Consider the following 17,123-nt stretch of genomic DNA (forward strand, 5'->3'; position numbering starts at 1 on the left):
AATTTAAGTTAATTTAATTGATTATTTTTGGCGGCTAAATCCAGCGCAGCTTGAGGATAAACAATCCGCTTGTGGTTAAACTGTTGCCAAACACGAATAAAAACTTCAGCAATGACTGGTAGCTCATCATAGTTTAGTCCACTATCAACTAGCTGACGATCTTGCCAACGAGACTTAAAGATTTTTTGGAGTGTAGCTAGAGCCTGTTTAGGAGTAGCATCCGAAAGCGATCGCAATGCTGCCTCACAACCATCTGCCAGCATCAAGATCCCTGCCTCTCTGGACTGGGGAACTGGACCAGCATAGCGAAAATCGGCCTCGGCCACTATAGTCCCCGACTCTTGAGCCTTTTGCTTTGCCTGATAGTAAAAATAAACAATCAGTAAAGTACCTTGATGTTGAGGAATAAAATCACGAATGGCTTTAGGCAAACCGTATTTTCGCGCGATCGCTAGTCCTTCACTAACATGCTTTTTAATAATCTCAGCACTGATCCAAGGATCGTCAATTGTATCGTGTTTATTGGGGTCGCCCATTTGATTTTCAATAAATCCCAAAGGGTCGTGCATTTTACCAATGTCATGATATAAAGTCCCCGCTCTGACCAATTCCACATTGCAGTTTAATTCTCTAGCAGCAGCTTCTGCTAACGAAGAGACAAACATAGTGTGCTGAAAAGTTCCAGGTGCTTCGGTTGCCAATCTTTTTAATAATGGCAGGTTGGGATTAGATAATTCTGCTAGGCGAATCGGCGTAATGAGATCGAAACAGCGTTCGAGATAAGGAGAGATGCCAATTGCCACCACAATCCACGCCAAGCCAAATAAACCACAGACAGTAGCGTCGGGTAAGATTGCTGACCAAATAGTAGTAGCGCTAGAACTTATAATTAGGTTGGCAAATAGGTAAACGGCTATTTGGGATAGACCAACAGCAATACCCAATTTTGAGATCGCTTCGCGGGAGCGTAATCTGCCAGTGAAAATCGCAGCAATTAAACCGCCGACTAAGCCTGACAAAAGATAGATCGAACTAACGCTTTGACTACTAAACATTACTAGTACTGCCACCAGGATAACCTGACACACTGCTAAACCAGGAATATAAAAACTGCTCACTAATAGCCCAATCGCGGGCAAACTGGTGTAGGGAAATGCAAAGATACTTAATAAAGGTGCGCTAATAGCTAATAAACAGAGCAGTAGATAATCGCGATGGCGAATTGAAGAATAGATTCTGCGTTGAATCGCTAAAAATAAGCTGACAATTCCCCCCACTATCATTGCTGATAGTTCAAGTCCTCTCCAGTTAACTCCACGTTGACTTAATTGAAAACCGTCGAGTAGGACAAAATTTGCTTGAGTGATTTTTTCTCCTTGCTCAACAATCACTTCCCCCTGCTCGACTTCGACGACCACTGAATTAATTGCCATGGCTGCTTTTTCGGCAATATTGCGTGTAGCGTTTTTATCGTCTTCTAAATTTGGCTGCAAAGTTGCCAACAATAGATTGTAGGCGATCGGTTCGGTGAGATCGGGAATATCAGGATTTAGTTGCGCGGTAACAGCCTGCTCCAGTAAATTTGAAGGCAGCCCCAAGGGGATACCTTGAATTAAAATATGCTCCGCAGTCTGCAAGATAGTATTTTTAGTAGCTTTCCATTCTGTTTTTGTCAGATCGAGCAGGATAATTAATTCTTTTTCATCTAAATGTGTAATGTTTTTCTGGGCGATGTTTTTCCAAGCCTGAGAGTAGTGATAGCGAGTTAAAGTAATTTGAGCTATTAAAGTATTAAATTGAATTTCTGAATTATTTTTTTTGTATGTTTCTAGTTCAGCAGCTACTTTTTGTAAGCCGAGATTAAAGTCTGGTCGTTTTGCTAAAGTTAAGTTTTGGGCTGAAGAGTTTGGCTTGAGGGAGGCTAAAACCGACTTAAATTCAGATTCGGGACAAAAGCGAATATATTTCTGGCTAATCAAGGACAGATCTTGTGGCGCAGCAAAGGGAAAAGGTGCAGTTATGTTCCTCAGCTCATCAATTTGCTTGAGATATGACTCTAATTTGCTAGTACTTTCTCGGGTTAGTTCTTCGTTGTGCTTGAGAATCGGTACAACTCCAGTTTGTACTTGCTTCCTTTTTTCTAAAGTGGTTTGAGTATCTTCAAATTGCGCTGAGTAGGGAGCTCTAATTGTTAGAGGAGAAATTTTACCTACGGTTAGTTGAGGCTGATTATAAAATCGATAACCGACTACGCTAGTTAAGGCAGTAATGCTTAAGACTAACATGACAATAAAATTTCTTAATCTGGTATGATGTTTTTTTCTGCCTGATTGTCCATAATGACAACTGTGAGACTTGCTTAAAGTTTGATCGAAAAAATTCCCTCCCCACCAAGTAAATTTGTGGTGTTGATATTTGTATCGCCATCCCTCAATTTTTTGAATTAGTGAATGCCAGCTTTTCATCATAGGTGAGGATGTTTATAATCTCTAAAATCGCTATGGTCTCTAGTACCGCTTTGCTTAAGTAACAAGTCCTAAAGGATAAGTTGCTTAGGTTGCGTCACCGCTTTGTAGATAGCCAGTAAGATATGGTCAGGGTTTCAAGTTAAATAAATGCTTACTTCGGTTAAGTCCACGTTTATTAGTTTTAGTTAATGGTGATTTTATCGATTAATTTAATTTTTATTTGATAATAATTGCGAAATAATTTTTAAGCTTTGACGAGGTTGAATAAATTGTGGTAACGCGATCGCATCTAATTCTAGATTATAAGCTTCATAATTTTGCTCTACAGCATAAACTCCTAACCAAAACCTTAATAATTTCAGCAACAAATGATTTTCTAACTGCCAGCTGTGATTTTGCTCGATATCTGTCCTCCTGTTGCCTAAGATTGCGGTCATTCCATTATATGCTCCCGACAATGTACTAGTGAGGGTAATTGTCAGCCACGATAATTTTGAATCAACGCGAGCTGCCCTTTGAATAGATAGTTTAAAGTCGTTGGGAGTAGTGACAAAACAATACCATGCTAAAGCGATCGCCGTTGCCTGAAGCTGATCTTTTGATGACAATTGCTCTGTTATTTGCTGTAAGCTACTGCCACTTTTAATTCCTTGCAGCACGATACTCAACTTCTCTATTAAAGGGCTTTTGAGTATCAGATTATGATTGAACATCTCCTCAATGCTCAGTGCTTGCTCCCCTAAGCGAGTCTGATGATTCAAGACAGTAGCGAGCAAATAACTCCAAATCAATATGTTTTGACTAGAGACAATATTGCTATTTGTATGGGCTGATTTAAAATCAGGTTGCATAAGTCTTAAATATAAATTCGGCTCATCTGTCTGCAAAATAATTGAAGGCAACCAAGATAGTAAATTACTGTGATCTTGCCAATTATTGACTTCATTTAGTCTGCTATCAGCAGATTGAGCTGCTAAAAATAAAGCCAAATTAGTTCTGTTTAATTTTTCTGATAGCAGCATTTCGGCTATTTGTCTGCGCTTTAATACCCAAGGTTGAGTCAAGGCATCAGCTTGATTCACTATGGTTTGCCCAATGATGCCTCCCCACCAACTCCCTCCAAATCGGTCATAAGTATTGTGGTGCATTTTATTTAGCCCTGGAGTAATAGTTATCAATAATATAATGTACAAGTAAGTTTGGTCACGATTGTCTGAAGGATATAAATATAAATGTTAGTTACGACAACTGATACAATTCAAAATCAATCGATTGAAGCCTATTTAGGAGTGGTGACGGCAGAGGTGGTATATGGCACTAATGCGCTGCGGGATCTTTTTGCGGGAATTCGTGATGTGATTGGGGGGCGTACTGGCAGCTATGAAAAGGTCTTTGAACAAGGACAACAAAAAGCGATCGCTGAACTAAAAGAACGCGCCCAAAGATTAAATGCCGATGCCGTAGTTGGGATTGAAATTGATACAGGGACGATTAATATAGACAACAAAGGGGTGCTGTTATTAATTACAGCAACAGGAACGGCCGTCAAACTAGGTTAAGCTTTGCTTAAGTAAATGTTACAGCGTTTTTCACGTTAGTAGACCACAGTTATTAGAATGATTAGAAAAGGCTTAAAGCTTATGGCTTATAGCTTAGAGCTGCGAGTTAATTAATTAAGAGCGTAGTCTATTCAATTGGAAACGGCTGTATTTGCCATACCTAGTACTGCTGCTTAACAGGAATCAGCAGTCAAATTATCGCTTACGCCCACGTCTACTGGTTGATCAGGATCTAATCAGCAACAATCAAGGCTAAAATCTAAACTGATTTTAATTGGCCAAGTAAAAATTATGTTTATAGATAGTAACTTGCCTACTCCTAGTACCTTCCCTGTTCTTGGTCTTCAGGTTCATCTACTCGATGATTACCTAAGCTGGCTAATCGCAAGAATTGAGCATAAAATTGGAACCCATGTGGTTACCTTAAATGCTGAGATGAGCATGATGGCGCTGGAAAATGAAGCCTTAAAACAAACTATCACATCAGCCGAATTAGTTATTCCCGACGGGGCTGGGGTAGTTATTTATATGCGCTGGCGAGGTCGTAAACATCAGCGTTGCCCTGGAATCGAGCTGGCTGCATCTTTAATTGAGTATTTGGGAACATCCAATACGTCTAATTTGTGTTTTTTTGGCGGTAGCCCTGGGACGGCAGAACAGGCAGCCAAAGCTTGGCAAGAGAAATTTCCCCGCCTGTCTATTTTGACCCAGAATGGATATGTGGCGGGAGCAGCCGAAGAAGAATGGAAACAAACCCTAAAGACTAAACAACCCGCAGTTATCCTGGTGGGCATTGGTGTACCGCGACAAGAACTGTGGATTCAAGAAAATCGTCATCTCTGTCCTCATGCAGTTTGGATTGGCGTTGGCGGTAGCTTAGATATCTGGGCAGGGACTAAAGAACGTGCGCCAGAGTGGTTAAGAAATAATAATTTAGAGTGGTCTTACCGTCTTTATCAAGAGCCTTGGCGTTGGCGGAGAATGCTGTCTTTACCCAAGTTTTTTTGGCGATCGCTTTGGGCATAATTTAAGGTTGGGTAATCAAGATAGATTTAAGGCACGATATTTAACCAGTTTTCTACTTCTTGCCAACCTAAACCTTGGCGTACAACCTCTGGTTCATCGATAGTAAAATCTAAAATAGTTGAAACGTTGAAACCTGGATCTACTTGATTATCGATGATTATATCTACCTGATTTTCTAGCGCATCAAAGAGATAGGCTTGGGCAACATTGATGGTGGGATATTCCCCATCTTCGTCAGGTAAATGTGCCGAAGTGGAAACTATTGGATTACCCAAAGTCTTGAGCAATTCCTGGCAGAGGGTGTTTTCAGGTACTCTAATGCCCGTGGTTTTTCTTTTCGGACTCATAACCAGCTTGGGGACTTGTTTAGTAGCAGGAAGTAAAAAAGTATAGGGACCAGGAATCAAATGTTTCATAATCCGATAGGCGCGATCGCTTACTCTGGCATACTCGGAAATATTGGAGAGGGAGGAACATAAAAACGTGAGGGGTTTATCGTTAGACATCTGTTTGATTCTGCGTACTTTTTCGACAGCAGATTTGACGTTGAGGTCGCAGCCGATCGCGTAAACTGTATCGGTAGGATAGAGCATGACCGCGCCTTTTTGTAAGGCAGCAACTATTTGCTCGATAGTTCGTTGTTGAGGATTATTTTGATTTAGTTCGTATAAAATTGCCATAGTGCTAATCAATTAGTAATAATTTTTACTTAGAGAACAATCAACAGCTAAGATCATTTCAAGATTGAACAAAACGGTTTTATGGTCAAAATTGGTTACTGGGAATGTCCGACAGGAATTGCTGGGGATATGTGCTTGGGAGCATTGGTGGATTGCGGTTTGCCCTGGCAATATTTGCTGGATAGTCTCAAGAGTTTAGGTATAGAAGCAGAATATCAGTTAACCACAGAGGTTGTGACCCGCAATGGGCAATCGGCAACTAAAGTTTATGTCAATTTGCGCCAGGAACATCACCATCATGATAGTGAGCATCACCACCCTAGGCATTTACCAGAGATTGAAAGTTTAATTCAGGCTGCATCTTTGCCAGAGCGAGTAAAACGCTGGAGCTTGCGTATCTTTCAGCAGTTGGCGATCGCCGAAAGTGCGGTCCACGGTATTCCCCCCGAACAGGTTCACTTTCACGAAGTCGGGGCAACTGATGCCATTATTGATATTGTTGGTACTTGTATTGGTTTAGACTGGCTAAATCTTGATCGGCTTTACTGTTCTCCTCTGCCTACTGGAGGCGGAACGATTAAGGCTGCTCATGGTCAACTATCTGTTCCTGTCCCTGCGGTGGTCAAACTTTGGGAGACAAGAGAAGTGCCAATTTATAGCAATGGTATTCAAAAAGAGTTAGTTACACCCACAGGAGCGGCGATCGCGGTGACTTTAGCGCAACACTTTGGCGAACCTCCCGCGATGAAGTTAACTAAAATTGGCTTGGGTGCGGGTTCAAAAGATTTGGCAATTCCCAACATTCTGCGCTTGTGGATTGGCGAAGCAGCAGAAAATCAACCAAAGGTTGAGCTACAGCAAGAAACTATTACTGTGTTAGAAACTCAGATTGACGATCTCAGTCCTCAAGTGGTGGCCTATACCCTCGAACAGCTATTGACAGCAGGGGCATTAGATGTTTTCACTCAAAGCATCGGCATGAAAAAATCTCGTTCAGGCATTTTGTTAACGGTAATTTGCCATCCTGAAACAGCCTATGTTTGCAAGACCATTATTTTCCGCGAGACAACTACTTTGGGTATTCGTGAAAGTACTCAGCAAAGAAGTATTCTCAACCGCGAAATCAAGCCGATCCAGACAAAGTACGGCACTGTAAATATTAAAGTTGCCAGTTGGGGATTTGGGGAGAACCAACAAATAATTAATGTGCAACCTGAATATGAAGACTGCGCAGCCTTGGCTCGTCAACATAATATTTCCTGGCGAGCAGTCTCCCAGCAAGCGATCGCCGTTTATCAAGATAATCTTAACCATTTAGGAGAAAATAGCGTTTTCTAGTTTGGCGATCGCAACTTCCACCTCATCATTGACAATGGTAAAGTCAAATTCTTCACTGGCGGCAATTTCCTGACGGGCGATGGCTAACCTACTGGCGATCGACTCTTCAGAATTTGTTCCTCTAGCTCTGATTCTGGCTTCCAACTCTTCTATTGAAGGAGGTAAAATGAAAATGCGTCTTGCTTGGGGAAAAATATTGGCGATCGCTCTTGCTCCAGCTAGCTCAATCTCCAATACAACATAATTGCCCTGGTCAATCTGCTCGATTACCTGCGCTTTGGGCGTACCGTAATAGTTCCCCGCATATTCTGCCCACTCTAGCAGTTCATGGTTAAGAATGGCGGTTTCAAAGTCTTGCTGGCTCAAAAAGTAGTAGGCAACACCATCTATTTCCCCTGGACGAGGTTTTCTGGTGGTAGCAGATACTGATAGACTCAATTGGGGATGACGTTGCAAAAGCAGACTAACCAACGTGCCTTTACCCACTCCACTCGGCCCAGTAATAACGATGAGTTGACCTGGCTGTTCGACTGACATTAGTGATAATCTGGTTAGGTTATGGTTCTTTGCTGACGACAAAGCGGTGAGCTACAGTTTCGGGCTGAATCGCTGAGAGTACTACATGAGAAGAATCAGTAATAATCACGGCACGGGTACGACGACCATAAGTGGCATCGATCAATAAACTCTTTTCTCTAGCTTCAGTAATAATTCTTTTGATCGGCGCAGATTCGGGACTAACAATGGCAATAATACGATTAGCAGAAACGATATTACCAAAACCAATATTAATTAACTGAATATCCATAGTTATTCATTTGCAACTTTTTAAGAATGCTTCTCGCTATTTAAATTTTAGAAAATATTGTTTTAATACTATATTTTTATCGCTTGATTTACAAGGAAAAAGCTACATAAACGAAGCTATTTAAGGAAATTTTCGCTTTTGCTTAGAATTAAACTAACTTGTAGCCAAAATCACAATAATTTACTGCTTAATCTAGGATATTTTGTTTTTTTTTACAATTATGCAACCAGTTGACTACACTACTTTAATGGCAAGCTGCGCCGAACTAAATCGAGACTGGATTCCCTCGCGGATAGAACAGGTTTATCAGCGGGATCGCTTTACTATTTCTCTCGCGCTGCGAACCCTCAAAGCCAAACCCTGGCTCACTATTTGTTGGCATCCTGAAGCTGCTCGGATTAACCTTGGCGATCCCCCACCCCGTCTAAAAGATACATTTACCTTCAGCGATCAGCTACGGCATCAGCTTAAGGGTTTAGCCCTCACGGGAGTTGCAGCGATCGCTCCTTGGGAACGAGTAATCGATCTTCAGTTCGCCCAACGCCCAGGAGAAAAACCCCTGTGGCATTTATACGTTGAGATTATGGGCAAGTATAGTAACGTGATCTTGACCGATGGCTCACAGCAGATTGTTACCCCCGCTAAACAAATTAGCCCCACTCAGTCTAGTGTACGCCCAATTCAAACAGGACAGCCCTATGAACTTCCTCCAGCCCTCATTGGCACGACTCCCAAATTAGAAGAATCTTTTGTCCGTTGGCAAGAAAGAGTTAGTCTAGTGCCTGGACAGGTAAAACGTCAATTACTCCAGTCCTATCGTGGTTTGAGTCCTAGAGTAGCAGCAGAAATTGCGATCGCAGCAGGCTTATCTCCCCAGCAGCAAACTGACACTCTCACCTTAGAACATTGGCAAGCATTATTTCACTATTGGCAAAAATGGCTACTTGCCCTGGAACATCAGCAGTTTTCTCCAGGGTGGTTAACCGATGGGTATACGGTTTTAGGCTGGAATAAAGTTGAATCGGTCGAGGGAGTCCAAGCTCTGCTAAATTGTTACTACACTCAGTCAGTAAACCGTCAGCAGTTTACACAGCTACATCATCAGCTTAATCAAAAGCTAATTAACTTACTCAAAAAACTTAATGTCAAAGCTAATACTTTTCGCCAACGGTTAGCACAGTCGGCAGATGCCGACAGCTATCGTCAGCAGGGAAATTTATTGATGGCGCATCTCCACCAAATACAACCAGGTATGAAGTCGATTACCCTGAATGACTTTGAGACAGGCAAGCCAATTAAAATTAAGCTCAATCCCGAAAAAAATCCAGCTCAAAATGCTCAATACCTCTACAAACAGAGCCAAAAACTCAAGCGGGCTAAAGATGCAGTCGTTCCCTTATTAGCAGATGTCGATGGCGAGATCGACTATTTATCCCAGGTGCAAACAGCTTTAAATCAACTCAAGGGCGAAAATACAGACAGTTCTGAAGATTTACAGGCTTTAGCCGAAATTAAAGAAGAACTAATTCAACAAAAATACATCATTGCCGAACGTCAAGAGGAACGCCAAATTGACCAAGACTCTCAGCCCTATCGCTTGACTGCACCTTCAGGCTGTGAAATCTGGATTGGTCGGAACAATCGTCAGAATGATATTTTAACTTTCCGCACGGCGGTGGAATACGATCTCTGGTTTCATACCCAAGAAATTCCTGGAAGTCACGTATTGCTACGTCTCGATCCTGGTGCGGTTGCTAGTGAACAAGATCTTCAGTTTACGGCAGACATAGCAGCATACTATAGTCAAGCTCGTGAAAGCGATCGAGTTCCTGTAATCTATACCCAACCAAAATACATTTATAAACCCAAGGGAGCAAAGCCAGGGATGGTTATCTATAAACAAGAAACAGTTATTTGGGGCAGACCGCAGATAGCTAAACTTCACTTCTGACTTTTGATTTCTGACTGACGTTACCCATTAAGTAATATTTTTGCAGTAAGCTCGATATGTTTATTTTTATCACAGATTAAATTTTCATGGAATCGTTTATAGGCTTTATTTTTGCTTTTATTTTTGGCAGTTTTCTAGAATACTGGGTTCACCGCTTGATGCACGTCAGTCCAATGTTTGGCAATAAAATCACAGGGCATTATGGACATCATCGCAGCAATAGTACTAAAGGATTCGTCGGTGATTTTCTCGATTTTAGTTTAGTGTCATTATTAGTATTGCCAGCTTTTTTAATATCTCTATCCTGCGGAATTATTATGATATCTGGGACTATAGCATTTGCTGCTTTTGCTTCCTATGCCCACCAAATTCAGCACCACAACCCCCACAAATGTTTCTGGATGAAAATGCCGATTCACTACGTTCACCACCAAAACAACCAGTGGGATAGTAATTTTGGGCTAGCGATCGACTGGTGGGATATAGTTTTTGGAACTTACAAGCCTGTTGAGTGGCTGAGTAAAGAACAGCCTGGGATGAATAAATAACCGGTTTACTAGCTAGTCGATCTGCAAAGATCTCGAAAATGCAAGGCGCAACCTTTAAGCTACTACGTTAAGGTAATCAATCAAAGCACTGGGTTTAATTACTCCTTTTTCGGTAATGATGGCGTTGATTAAATTAGCAGGAGTCACATCAAAAGCTGGGTTATAAAATTCTACTCCCGCAACACAAATGTCAGTATCTCCAATTTGAGCTATTTCCCTCGCATCTCTTTCTTCAATTGGTATCTGGCTACCGTTAGCTAAATCAAAATCAATAGTGGAGAAGGGTGCAGCAACATAGAAAGGAACATTATGAGCTTTAGCGGCGATCGCCAGAGCATAAGTACCAATTTTATTCGCAGCATCTCCATTGGCAGCAATACGATCTGCTCCCACCACTACCAGATCGATCATATTTTGCTGCATGCAGTGAGCCGCCATGCTGTCGGTGATTACGGTGACGGGAATTCCTTCTTGAACGCATTCCCAAGCGGTTAATTTTGCCCCCTGAAGACGAGGACGAGTCTCATCGGCATATACCCTCTCTAAACGCTCTTCCCGCCACGCAGAACGAATTACCCCTAAAGCAGTGCCATATCCTGCGGTAGCTAACGAACCTGCATTACAGTGGGTCAAAATGCGCAATTTGCTAGGGCTACAAGGCAAGATAGTTAAACCGCGATCGCCAATTGCTTGACAGGTTGCCAGGTCTTCGATCTGGATCTGTTGCGCAGTTTGCAATAGGGTACGTTTAATTTCGGCAACTGTGCCAATTTCTTCATGAGCAGTTTTGAGCATCCGCGCGATCGCCCAGAATAAATTTACTGCTGTCGGGCGAGTTTGCTTTAATAAATCGCCAACCTGTTGAAGATGTGCGAGAAATTCTTGAAGATCCTCTGTTTCAATCTCCGTTGCTCCCAGATACATACCGTAGGCTGCTGCCACCCCAATAGCTGGCGCACCACGTACAATCATTGTTTTAATTGCCTGTGCCATGTCAGAACTACGACTAATCGCTACATGGCTATATTCTGCTGGTAAACGAGTTTGATCGATTAACAGTACTTGATTATTCTGCCAAACAACAGGATAAATTTGGTTGGAATTGGAGTTCATAGAGACGTTTTGCCCACAGTCTAATTTGCATTTATATATTCTATTGCTTTGAGCAAATTAATAAATTTATCTAAAAGCGACTTTGGATTAAGCATATAGCGATCGTCCTTTGGGAGTAGGAATAGAACGTCCCAATTCTTGAGCGGTTTCAATCCATTCCTGAATAATAATTTCAGCATTAGTTACTGCTTCAACGTAAGTTTGACCAACATGCGTGCAAGCCCTTTGTGCCATACATCCAGGTAACTCTGGAACTTCTACAATAAAAGCTGCGTCAGTTTCGCTCCAATAGATAATCAATTCATACTTAATCGACATCACTATCTCCTAAAGAATATTTCACAATTAGATTTCTAATTTGCTTAACTTGATAACTCTTAGCTTTGCTATTTTGGGGCTGGATATTAATGATTTCTTCTACATTATCTTTTGTGAAAAAATAGCGATCGCCTCTGATTCGTTCCTTAAAACCCATTTTTTTGAGTAGCTGGCGAAGTTCGGAAAATTTGATGTTGTGATCGGATGTTCCTGTAAGAATCTTTTGCAGTAGCTTCTCGTATTTGCCCATTCCTTACGGCGCGTTTTGGGAAAGAAGATTCTTACCCATTTGCGAAGCTTATCCTTTAGGAAAAGCCGCCTTACCCAAACACCAATTATAAAGTTGCAAAATGACTAAATGACTACTCATTGTCTATTCTATTAGGTTATTAACGATGAATATAGTGTTTGCAACGGCAAGTCAACTGGCGCAGATGATTCGAGACAAAGAAGTTTCCGCAGTAGAAGTTTTAGATGCTTATTTAGAACAAATTGCCAAGCATAACGGTAAGATAAATGCGATCGCGACTTTAGATCGAGAAAAAGCTTTAAAAAAAGCCAAAGAAGCTGATGAAGCCTTAGCCCAAGGGGAAAATTGGGGAGCGTTACACGGTGTCCCAGTTACCATTAAAGACACTATTGAAACGGCAGGTTTATTAACTACTGCTGGCTATCCACCTTTAAAAAATTATCTACCTCAGCAAGATGCTACTACAGTAGCAAGATTAAAAGCAGCAGGAGCAATTATCTTCGCTAAAACCAATCCTGCAAAACTAGCAGGAGATTATCAAACCAATAATCCTTTATTTGGACAAACTAACAATCCTTGGAACTTAGATTATACTCCTGGAGGTAGTTCTGGAGGTTCAGCAGCAGCGATCGCTGCTGGATTTTCGGCTTTAGAACTTGGTAGTGATGTTGCAGGTTCGATTCGCCATCCCGCCCATTACTGTGGTGTTTACGGCTTTATGCCTACAGATCGTCGAGTTTCTACCGCAGGGCATATTCCTGAATTACCAGGAAAACCTAAGTATATTCGCCATCTACTTAGAATTGGCCCTTTAGCTCGTTCAATTGAAGATTTACAGCTATGCTTTTCTCTAATTGCAGGGGCGGATATCAGACAGCCAGAAATCCCTCCCTTACCTTTAGATCCACCGATAGATAAAAAATTGTCCGAACTAAAAATTGCCTGGACATACGGCTATGATTTTTTGCCCACAAGTCAAGATACGCGCTCTTGTATTCAAAGCTTAATTAACCGTTTAACCGATACTGGTTGTTATCTAGAAGAATGCAACTCAACTAATTTTGACTGGGAAGAAGCTTTAGCTAACTATAGTGCTTTTGTCGCTTATGAATTATTTGCGTCTGCTGCTAAACTGGGTATTTTGCCAGGAATGTGGACAGGAATTGTTACAGAATTTTATGCTCGTACTCAAACCGCTTTTAAATCGGCTACTCCCCTGGCTAAAAAAGGAAATCTGGCATTTCCACCAAGTATGGCAAAATACAATATTGTTTTAACTGAGCGCGATCGCACTATGGCACAAATGGATCGCTTTATGGAGAGGTGGGATGCCTGGATTTGTCCTGTCTCGATGACTCCTGCATTTCCTCATTGTAGTTTTGGTCAGTCGATAGAAGTTGATGGGGTAAAATTTCCTTATCTATTAGCTTGTGGTGGTTACACCATGCCGTTAAATTTTACGGGTAGCCCTGTAGTAGTAATTCCCATTGGCAAAAGTAAGTCAGGATTACCCATTGGAGTGCAAATTGTTGGTAAAAGATGGCAGGATGTGAAGTTACTGGCGATTGCGAAGCTAGCCGAAGGCATCGCTAAAAAGATTAATGAAATAGCTGGCGACTTTCAACATCCATGCTTGTAATTAAGAGCTTTTTAGCAGAAAAAAGCATTTTAGAGGGTAGATAGCGATCGCCCCAAAAAATAGTACCACAACGAGTAATAATCTTCTTCATGCCTAAAAATTTACTGCCAATCTGACCAATCCTGATTAAAGATAGAAGTATCAGGAAACGCAGTAGGATTACCACTTTCGTCTAAGCGTTTTTTGAGTATTTTAAACTGATCTTCCTGAATTAATGGCTGATCTACCAATTGATAAGGCATAACCTTTTGCTCTAAACTAAAGACTGCGGTAATGCCAGCAGCAGCACCAGAAGACCATTCAAAAGAATGTACCCGATAGGCAGCAGAAGCAATATGGCTAGTAGCAATACTCTTTCCTGACACAATTAGGTTATCAATTTTTTGAGGAATCATGGCTCTAAGAGGAATTTGGAACGGATACGCCTGGCCGCCACCTTTTCTCTCTCCCTCTCGCTCAGTGTTACCCGCTTTCTCTGGTGGACTCTCATTCATACAGGGATGAAAATCGATCGCATAATGACCAATACCCACAGAGTCAGGGTAAATTGACGAACGAGTACGTTGTTGAATTTTATCAATGTTTTTGTGGCGATTGCCGATCGGGTCTTCACTATCTAGTTTTGTCCATAGCTGACGATAGGTTTTAGCATCAAGTTTTTGAGCGTAATATTCGTTGCGATAGTCTGCTCGTGAAATATCTATTTCATTAATCTCAAAGCCTTTAGAATAGCCAGGATAAACTCGACCCACAATCCTTCTCCCCTCTCTAATATAGGGATATTTTGATAAGCCATGAGCCGTTCCCATCGGCGAGTCTATGCCTTGAAGAAAAAGGTTGTTGGGATAAGGTTTTTTTACTCCATCTCCTAATTGAGAGTCGGTAGTTCCCTCGACTAACCAGTAGAAATAACCTAGAGCATGATCTTCCCCTCGGCTGAGGGTTGTAGTACGCAATCCTCCCATCCAGCCATTTGGTTCAAGCTGACCCAATTCTAAAAGCTGTTGGCGAGTATAAATCAAATTATCTTTTGCTGTTCCTGGACGATAATCATTCCCCCAAGTCCAGTTTTGCATCGAGATATCGCCTGGAGTCGGGACAGTAAATTCAATCCCGCTAAATTTTTTGAGATCTCCTTTTTTAGGACTCCAAATCCGACGATAGGTGAAAACTAAATCAAAGTCTGCTAGTCTTTCTAGTTCATAACTGTAATAGTTTTTATGCTCATTATAGAAGGTGGGCATCTTATGTGCTTGAGGTTCTTCTGTCGCCTCCATGGCAAAGGTATAAGTAAACCCTTGGGTGCAGTACTCATCTCCTGTCATGCTAGAAGAAGAAGGTTCATAAGAAGATAAAGGATCGATGCCTAAACGATAGGGAATATCAGCTAAACCGACAATTTCACCTGTTTCTGTGGCTTCAATTACATACCAGTCTGCTGATTTATCTGAGGTGCTGGCTGGCACAAAGCGAATTATCTCTTTGTTGAATTTCTCTGAGTCTTCATAGCTATAGGCATCTTCAATCGTGCTAGATAGAGGAAGGGTATTTAACGGTAAATATTCATTGTTTGAGCTATGTTGAATTCCTATGGCGCTGGTAATTTGCTGACCTGTTCCTTCTCCTGTAATAGTTTCAATCTTTAAATCTTTAATGACCGTAGAGGGAAACCATTTAAGGTTGCCATTGCCTTTAGCCTCAGCATCTTTTAGCTGTTGCCACATTAATTGATTGGCATCTTTGGGTAGAAAACAGGATTCACTAACCCAACAGTCTCCAGGATTTAGTTTGCCGTAAAATTCTTCAATACGCTTCCTTAATTCTAAATAGCCCTTGGGAAAAAATAACTGGGAACGTTGAGTAGTTCTTTCATCTAAGGCTGAAGTTCCCTGAGCAGATATTTGACCCCCCACCCAGTCAGTAATTTCCGTCATGCAGACTGTCTTACCTGCGAGCAAAGCTTCATAAGTGGCAGCTACCCCTGATAATCCGCCACCAACTACTAATAGCTCACATTCTTCGGTACGCTCGATAGTCGCAGGAGTGGAAGATTTTGGAGGAGATGTTTGAGCTAATACCCCTGTATCCCAAATCAACATACCAAAAGACACTGATATTAGCGATTTTAGCCAATTTAAAGACACTTTAAATCCCCCTATGATGTAGCAACTCGATCAATTTCATTAATATAGTTCCCAGTTAAGCATTTTTTTTTAAGTTTGTTAGGGAAATAGTTTACTCATAAGCTGAACTATACTAAACCTGCAATCTAGTCTGAAAAGAATTTTGCCGTAATTATTTAATGTCTAAATTAAACTTCTAAATTAAATGTCCAGTTCTTTGTTAGTTAATCTCGCTATCCTATTTGACCAACCAACAGGTATTGCTACTTATGCCCAAAATTTAATTAACAATTGGAATCTTCAGGCAACATTACTATCGGCGGTAGAATTTCCAGGGTTTAATCACTATCAGATTGCCGATCACATGACCCCAGCCCAAGGAAGTAAAGGTCATTTGAAGCGCTTATTCTGGACTCAGTTTGAACTACCTCAGATTTATCAACAGTTGAAGGCAGACTTAATCTATTCTCCCATTCCTGAAGCACCTCTATATAGTAAATCTCGCTATGTAGTTATGTGCCACGATTTAATTCCTCTTCGTTTTCCTCGTCGCACTTCTCCCTTAACCAATTATTTTCGCTATGTTGTCCCACAAGTATTGCAACAAGCAGAGCATATACTGTGTAATTCTCAAGCTACCGCCACAGATTTAGTTGATTATTATGGTATTGATGCTGATAAAATTACAACCATTTTACTAGGATACGATCGCCTTAATTTTTATCCGAGAGAGCAAACTAATAACCCTGAAGCACCCTATTTATTATATCTTGGTCGCCCAGATCCTTATAAAAACCTGGCTGGTTTAATTACTGCTTTTGCCCAGATGCCTAATCAAGATTATCATTTAGCGATCGCTGGATCTAGTGACCCTCGTTTTACCCCGCAACTCCAACAACAGGCGCAAGAATTGGGCATTGCTCATCGGGTTAAATGGCTCAACTATTTAAGTTATCAAGAATTACCAATAGTAATTAGTAATGCCGTCGCCCTAGTATTTCCGACTTTTTGGGAGGGTTTTGGCTTGCCTGTATTAGAAGCAATGGCTTGTGGAACTCCTGTAATCACCTCGAATTTAGCTTCTTTACCTGAAATAACTGACAATGCAGCAATTTTAATTAATCCCCGCAATACTGCTGAAATTGCTGGGGCAATGATGGATCTAATAACGGATCAACAAATGCGATCGCAATTGAGCAAACTCAGTCTAAAACAAGCGCAAAAGTTTAGTTGGGCAAAAACAGGGGCAGCAACTCAAGCGCTTCTACAACGATATCTTTGAAGAGTCATATTGCCCTGCTC

16 protein-coding genes are annotated in these 17,123 nt (G+C 41.3%); 7 read left to right on the top strand and 9 right to left on the bottom strand.

Translation table 11 applies throughout. The features are described from left to right. Positions 1 to 8: 8 nt before the first annotated feature. Together C7B62_RS00820 and C7B62_RS00825 are read right to left on the bottom strand one after the other, a co-directional pair. On the bottom strand, positions 9 to 2,465 hold the full coding sequence (locus C7B62_RS00820; protein WP_199194019.1) for an HDIG domain-containing metalloprotein: 2,457 nt from the start codon (positions 2,463 to 2,465) through the stop codon (positions 9 to 11). Positions 2,466 to 2,677: 212 nt separating this feature from the next. Continuing rightward, positions 2,678 to 3,616 carry a hypothetical protein gene (locus C7B62_RS00825; RefSeq protein WP_106232704.1) on the bottom strand — a complete coding sequence of 313 codons (939 nt, stop codon included), beginning with the start codon at positions 3,614 to 3,616 and terminating at the stop codon, positions 2,678 to 2,680. Between the two features lie 84 nt (positions 3,617 to 3,700). Here C7B62_RS00825 and C7B62_RS00830 point away from each other — a divergent pair, with 84 nt between their 5' ends. Together C7B62_RS00830 and C7B62_RS00835 are read left to right on the top strand one after the other, a co-directional pair. Continuing rightward, positions 3,701 to 4,027, top strand: coding sequence for a YbjQ family protein (locus tag C7B62_RS00830; RefSeq protein ID WP_106232705.1), 327 nt, complete (start codon positions 3,701 to 3,703; stop codon positions 4,025 to 4,027). Between the two features lie 291 nt (positions 4,028 to 4,318). Then, complete coding sequence (locus C7B62_RS00835; RefSeq protein ID WP_106232706.1) at positions 4,319 to 5,053, top strand: WecB/TagA/CpsF family glycosyltransferase; 735 nt, start codon at positions 4,319 to 4,321, stop codon at positions 5,051 to 5,053. Positions 5,054 to 5,079: 26 nt separating this feature from the next. Here C7B62_RS00835 and C7B62_RS00840 read toward each other — a convergent pair whose 3' ends face one another. After that, complete coding sequence (locus tag C7B62_RS00840; RefSeq protein ID WP_106232707.1) at positions 5,080 to 5,733, bottom strand: L-threonylcarbamoyladenylate synthase; 654 nt, start codon at positions 5,731 to 5,733, stop codon at positions 5,080 to 5,082. A gap of 81 nt (positions 5,734 to 5,814) precedes the next feature. Between C7B62_RS00840 and larC the strand changes: the two genes are divergently transcribed. Next, on the top strand, positions 5,815 to 7,071 hold the full coding sequence (gene larC, locus C7B62_RS00845) for a nickel pincer cofactor biosynthesis protein LarC (RefSeq protein WP_106232708.1): 1,257 nt from the start codon (positions 5,815 to 5,817) through the stop codon (positions 7,069 to 7,071). Here the strand turns inward: larC and gmk are convergent. After that, positions 7,048 to 7,608, bottom strand: a complete 561-nt coding sequence (gene gmk, locus C7B62_RS00850) for a guanylate kinase (protein ID WP_106232709.1) — start codon at positions 7,606 to 7,608, stop codon at positions 7,048 to 7,050. The genes larC and gmk overlap by 24 nt on opposite strands. A gap of 19 nt (positions 7,609 to 7,627) precedes the next feature. Further along, complete coding sequence (remA, locus tag C7B62_RS00855) at positions 7,628 to 7,879, bottom strand: extracellular matrix/biofilm regulator RemA (RefSeq protein WP_106232710.1); 252 nt, start codon at positions 7,877 to 7,879, stop codon at positions 7,628 to 7,630. 220 nt (positions 7,880 to 8,099) lie between these two features. Here remA and C7B62_RS00860 point away from each other — a divergent pair, with 220 nt between their 5' ends. Both C7B62_RS00860 and C7B62_RS00865 read left to right on the top strand, forming a co-directional pair. Further along, positions 8,100 to 9,830: an NFACT family protein gene (locus C7B62_RS00860; RefSeq protein WP_106232711.1), complete on the top strand. Its 1,731-nt coding sequence runs from the start codon at positions 8,100 to 8,102 to the stop codon at positions 9,828 to 9,830. Positions 9,831 to 9,916: 86 nt separating this feature from the next. Next, the gene (locus C7B62_RS00865) at positions 9,917 to 10,378 is read left to right on the top strand and encodes a sterol desaturase family protein (RefSeq protein ID WP_106232712.1); all 462 of its coding nucleotides are present in this window, start codon (positions 9,917 to 9,919) and stop codon (positions 10,376 to 10,378) included. A 54-nt stretch (positions 10,379 to 10,432) separates the two neighbouring features. Here the strand turns inward: C7B62_RS00865 and mtnA are convergent, their stop codons facing one another. The 3 genes from mtnA to C7B62_RS00880 form a co-directional block, all read right to left on the bottom strand. Further along, a complete protein-coding gene (gene mtnA / locus C7B62_RS00870) occupies positions 10,433 to 11,491 on the bottom strand; it encodes an S-methyl-5-thioribose-1-phosphate isomerase (RefSeq protein ID WP_106232713.1) in 1,059 nt (352 codons plus the stop codon). Between the two features lie 87 nt (positions 11,492 to 11,578). After that, positions 11,579 to 11,809 (bottom strand): type II toxin-antitoxin system HicB family antitoxin, encoded by a 231-nt coding sequence (locus tag C7B62_RS00875; protein WP_106232714.1) that lies wholly within the window; start codon positions 11,807 to 11,809, stop codon positions 11,579 to 11,581. Further along, entirely contained in the window at positions 11,799 to 12,059 is a 261-nt protein-coding gene (locus tag C7B62_RS00880; protein ID WP_106232715.1) for a type II toxin-antitoxin system HicA family toxin, read from the bottom strand. Before C7B62_RS00880 ends, C7B62_RS00875 begins: the two co-directional genes overlap by 11 nt. 145 nt (positions 12,060 to 12,204) lie before the next feature. On the opposite strand from C7B62_RS00880, the gene C7B62_RS00885 reads away from it, so the two are divergent. After that, entirely contained in the window at positions 12,205 to 13,698 is a 1,494-nt protein-coding gene (locus C7B62_RS00885; protein ID WP_106232716.1) for an amidase, read from the top strand. A gap of 101 nt (positions 13,699 to 13,799) precedes the next feature. Here the strand turns inward: C7B62_RS00885 and C7B62_RS00890 are convergent, their stop codons facing one another. Beyond that, positions 13,800 to 15,797 (bottom strand): FAD-dependent oxidoreductase, encoded by a 1,998-nt coding sequence (locus C7B62_RS00890; RefSeq protein ID WP_106232717.1) that lies wholly within the window; start codon positions 15,795 to 15,797, stop codon positions 13,800 to 13,802. Positions 15,798 to 16,026: 229 nt separating this feature from the next. Here C7B62_RS00890 and C7B62_RS00895 point away from each other — a divergent pair, with 229 nt between their 5' ends. Continuing rightward, positions 16,027 to 17,103 carry a glycosyltransferase family 1 protein gene (locus C7B62_RS00895; protein ID WP_106232718.1) on the top strand — a complete coding sequence of 359 codons (1,077 nt, stop codon included), beginning with the start codon at positions 16,027 to 16,029 and terminating at the stop codon, positions 17,101 to 17,103. Positions 17,104 to 17,123: the final 20 nt, after the last annotated feature.

The sequence above is a fragment of the Pleurocapsa sp. CCALA 161 genome (assembly GCF_003003995.1).
In the GTDB taxonomy this organism is placed as follows: Bacteria; Cyanobacteriota; Cyanobacteriia; order Cyanobacteriales; family Xenococcaceae; genus Waterburya.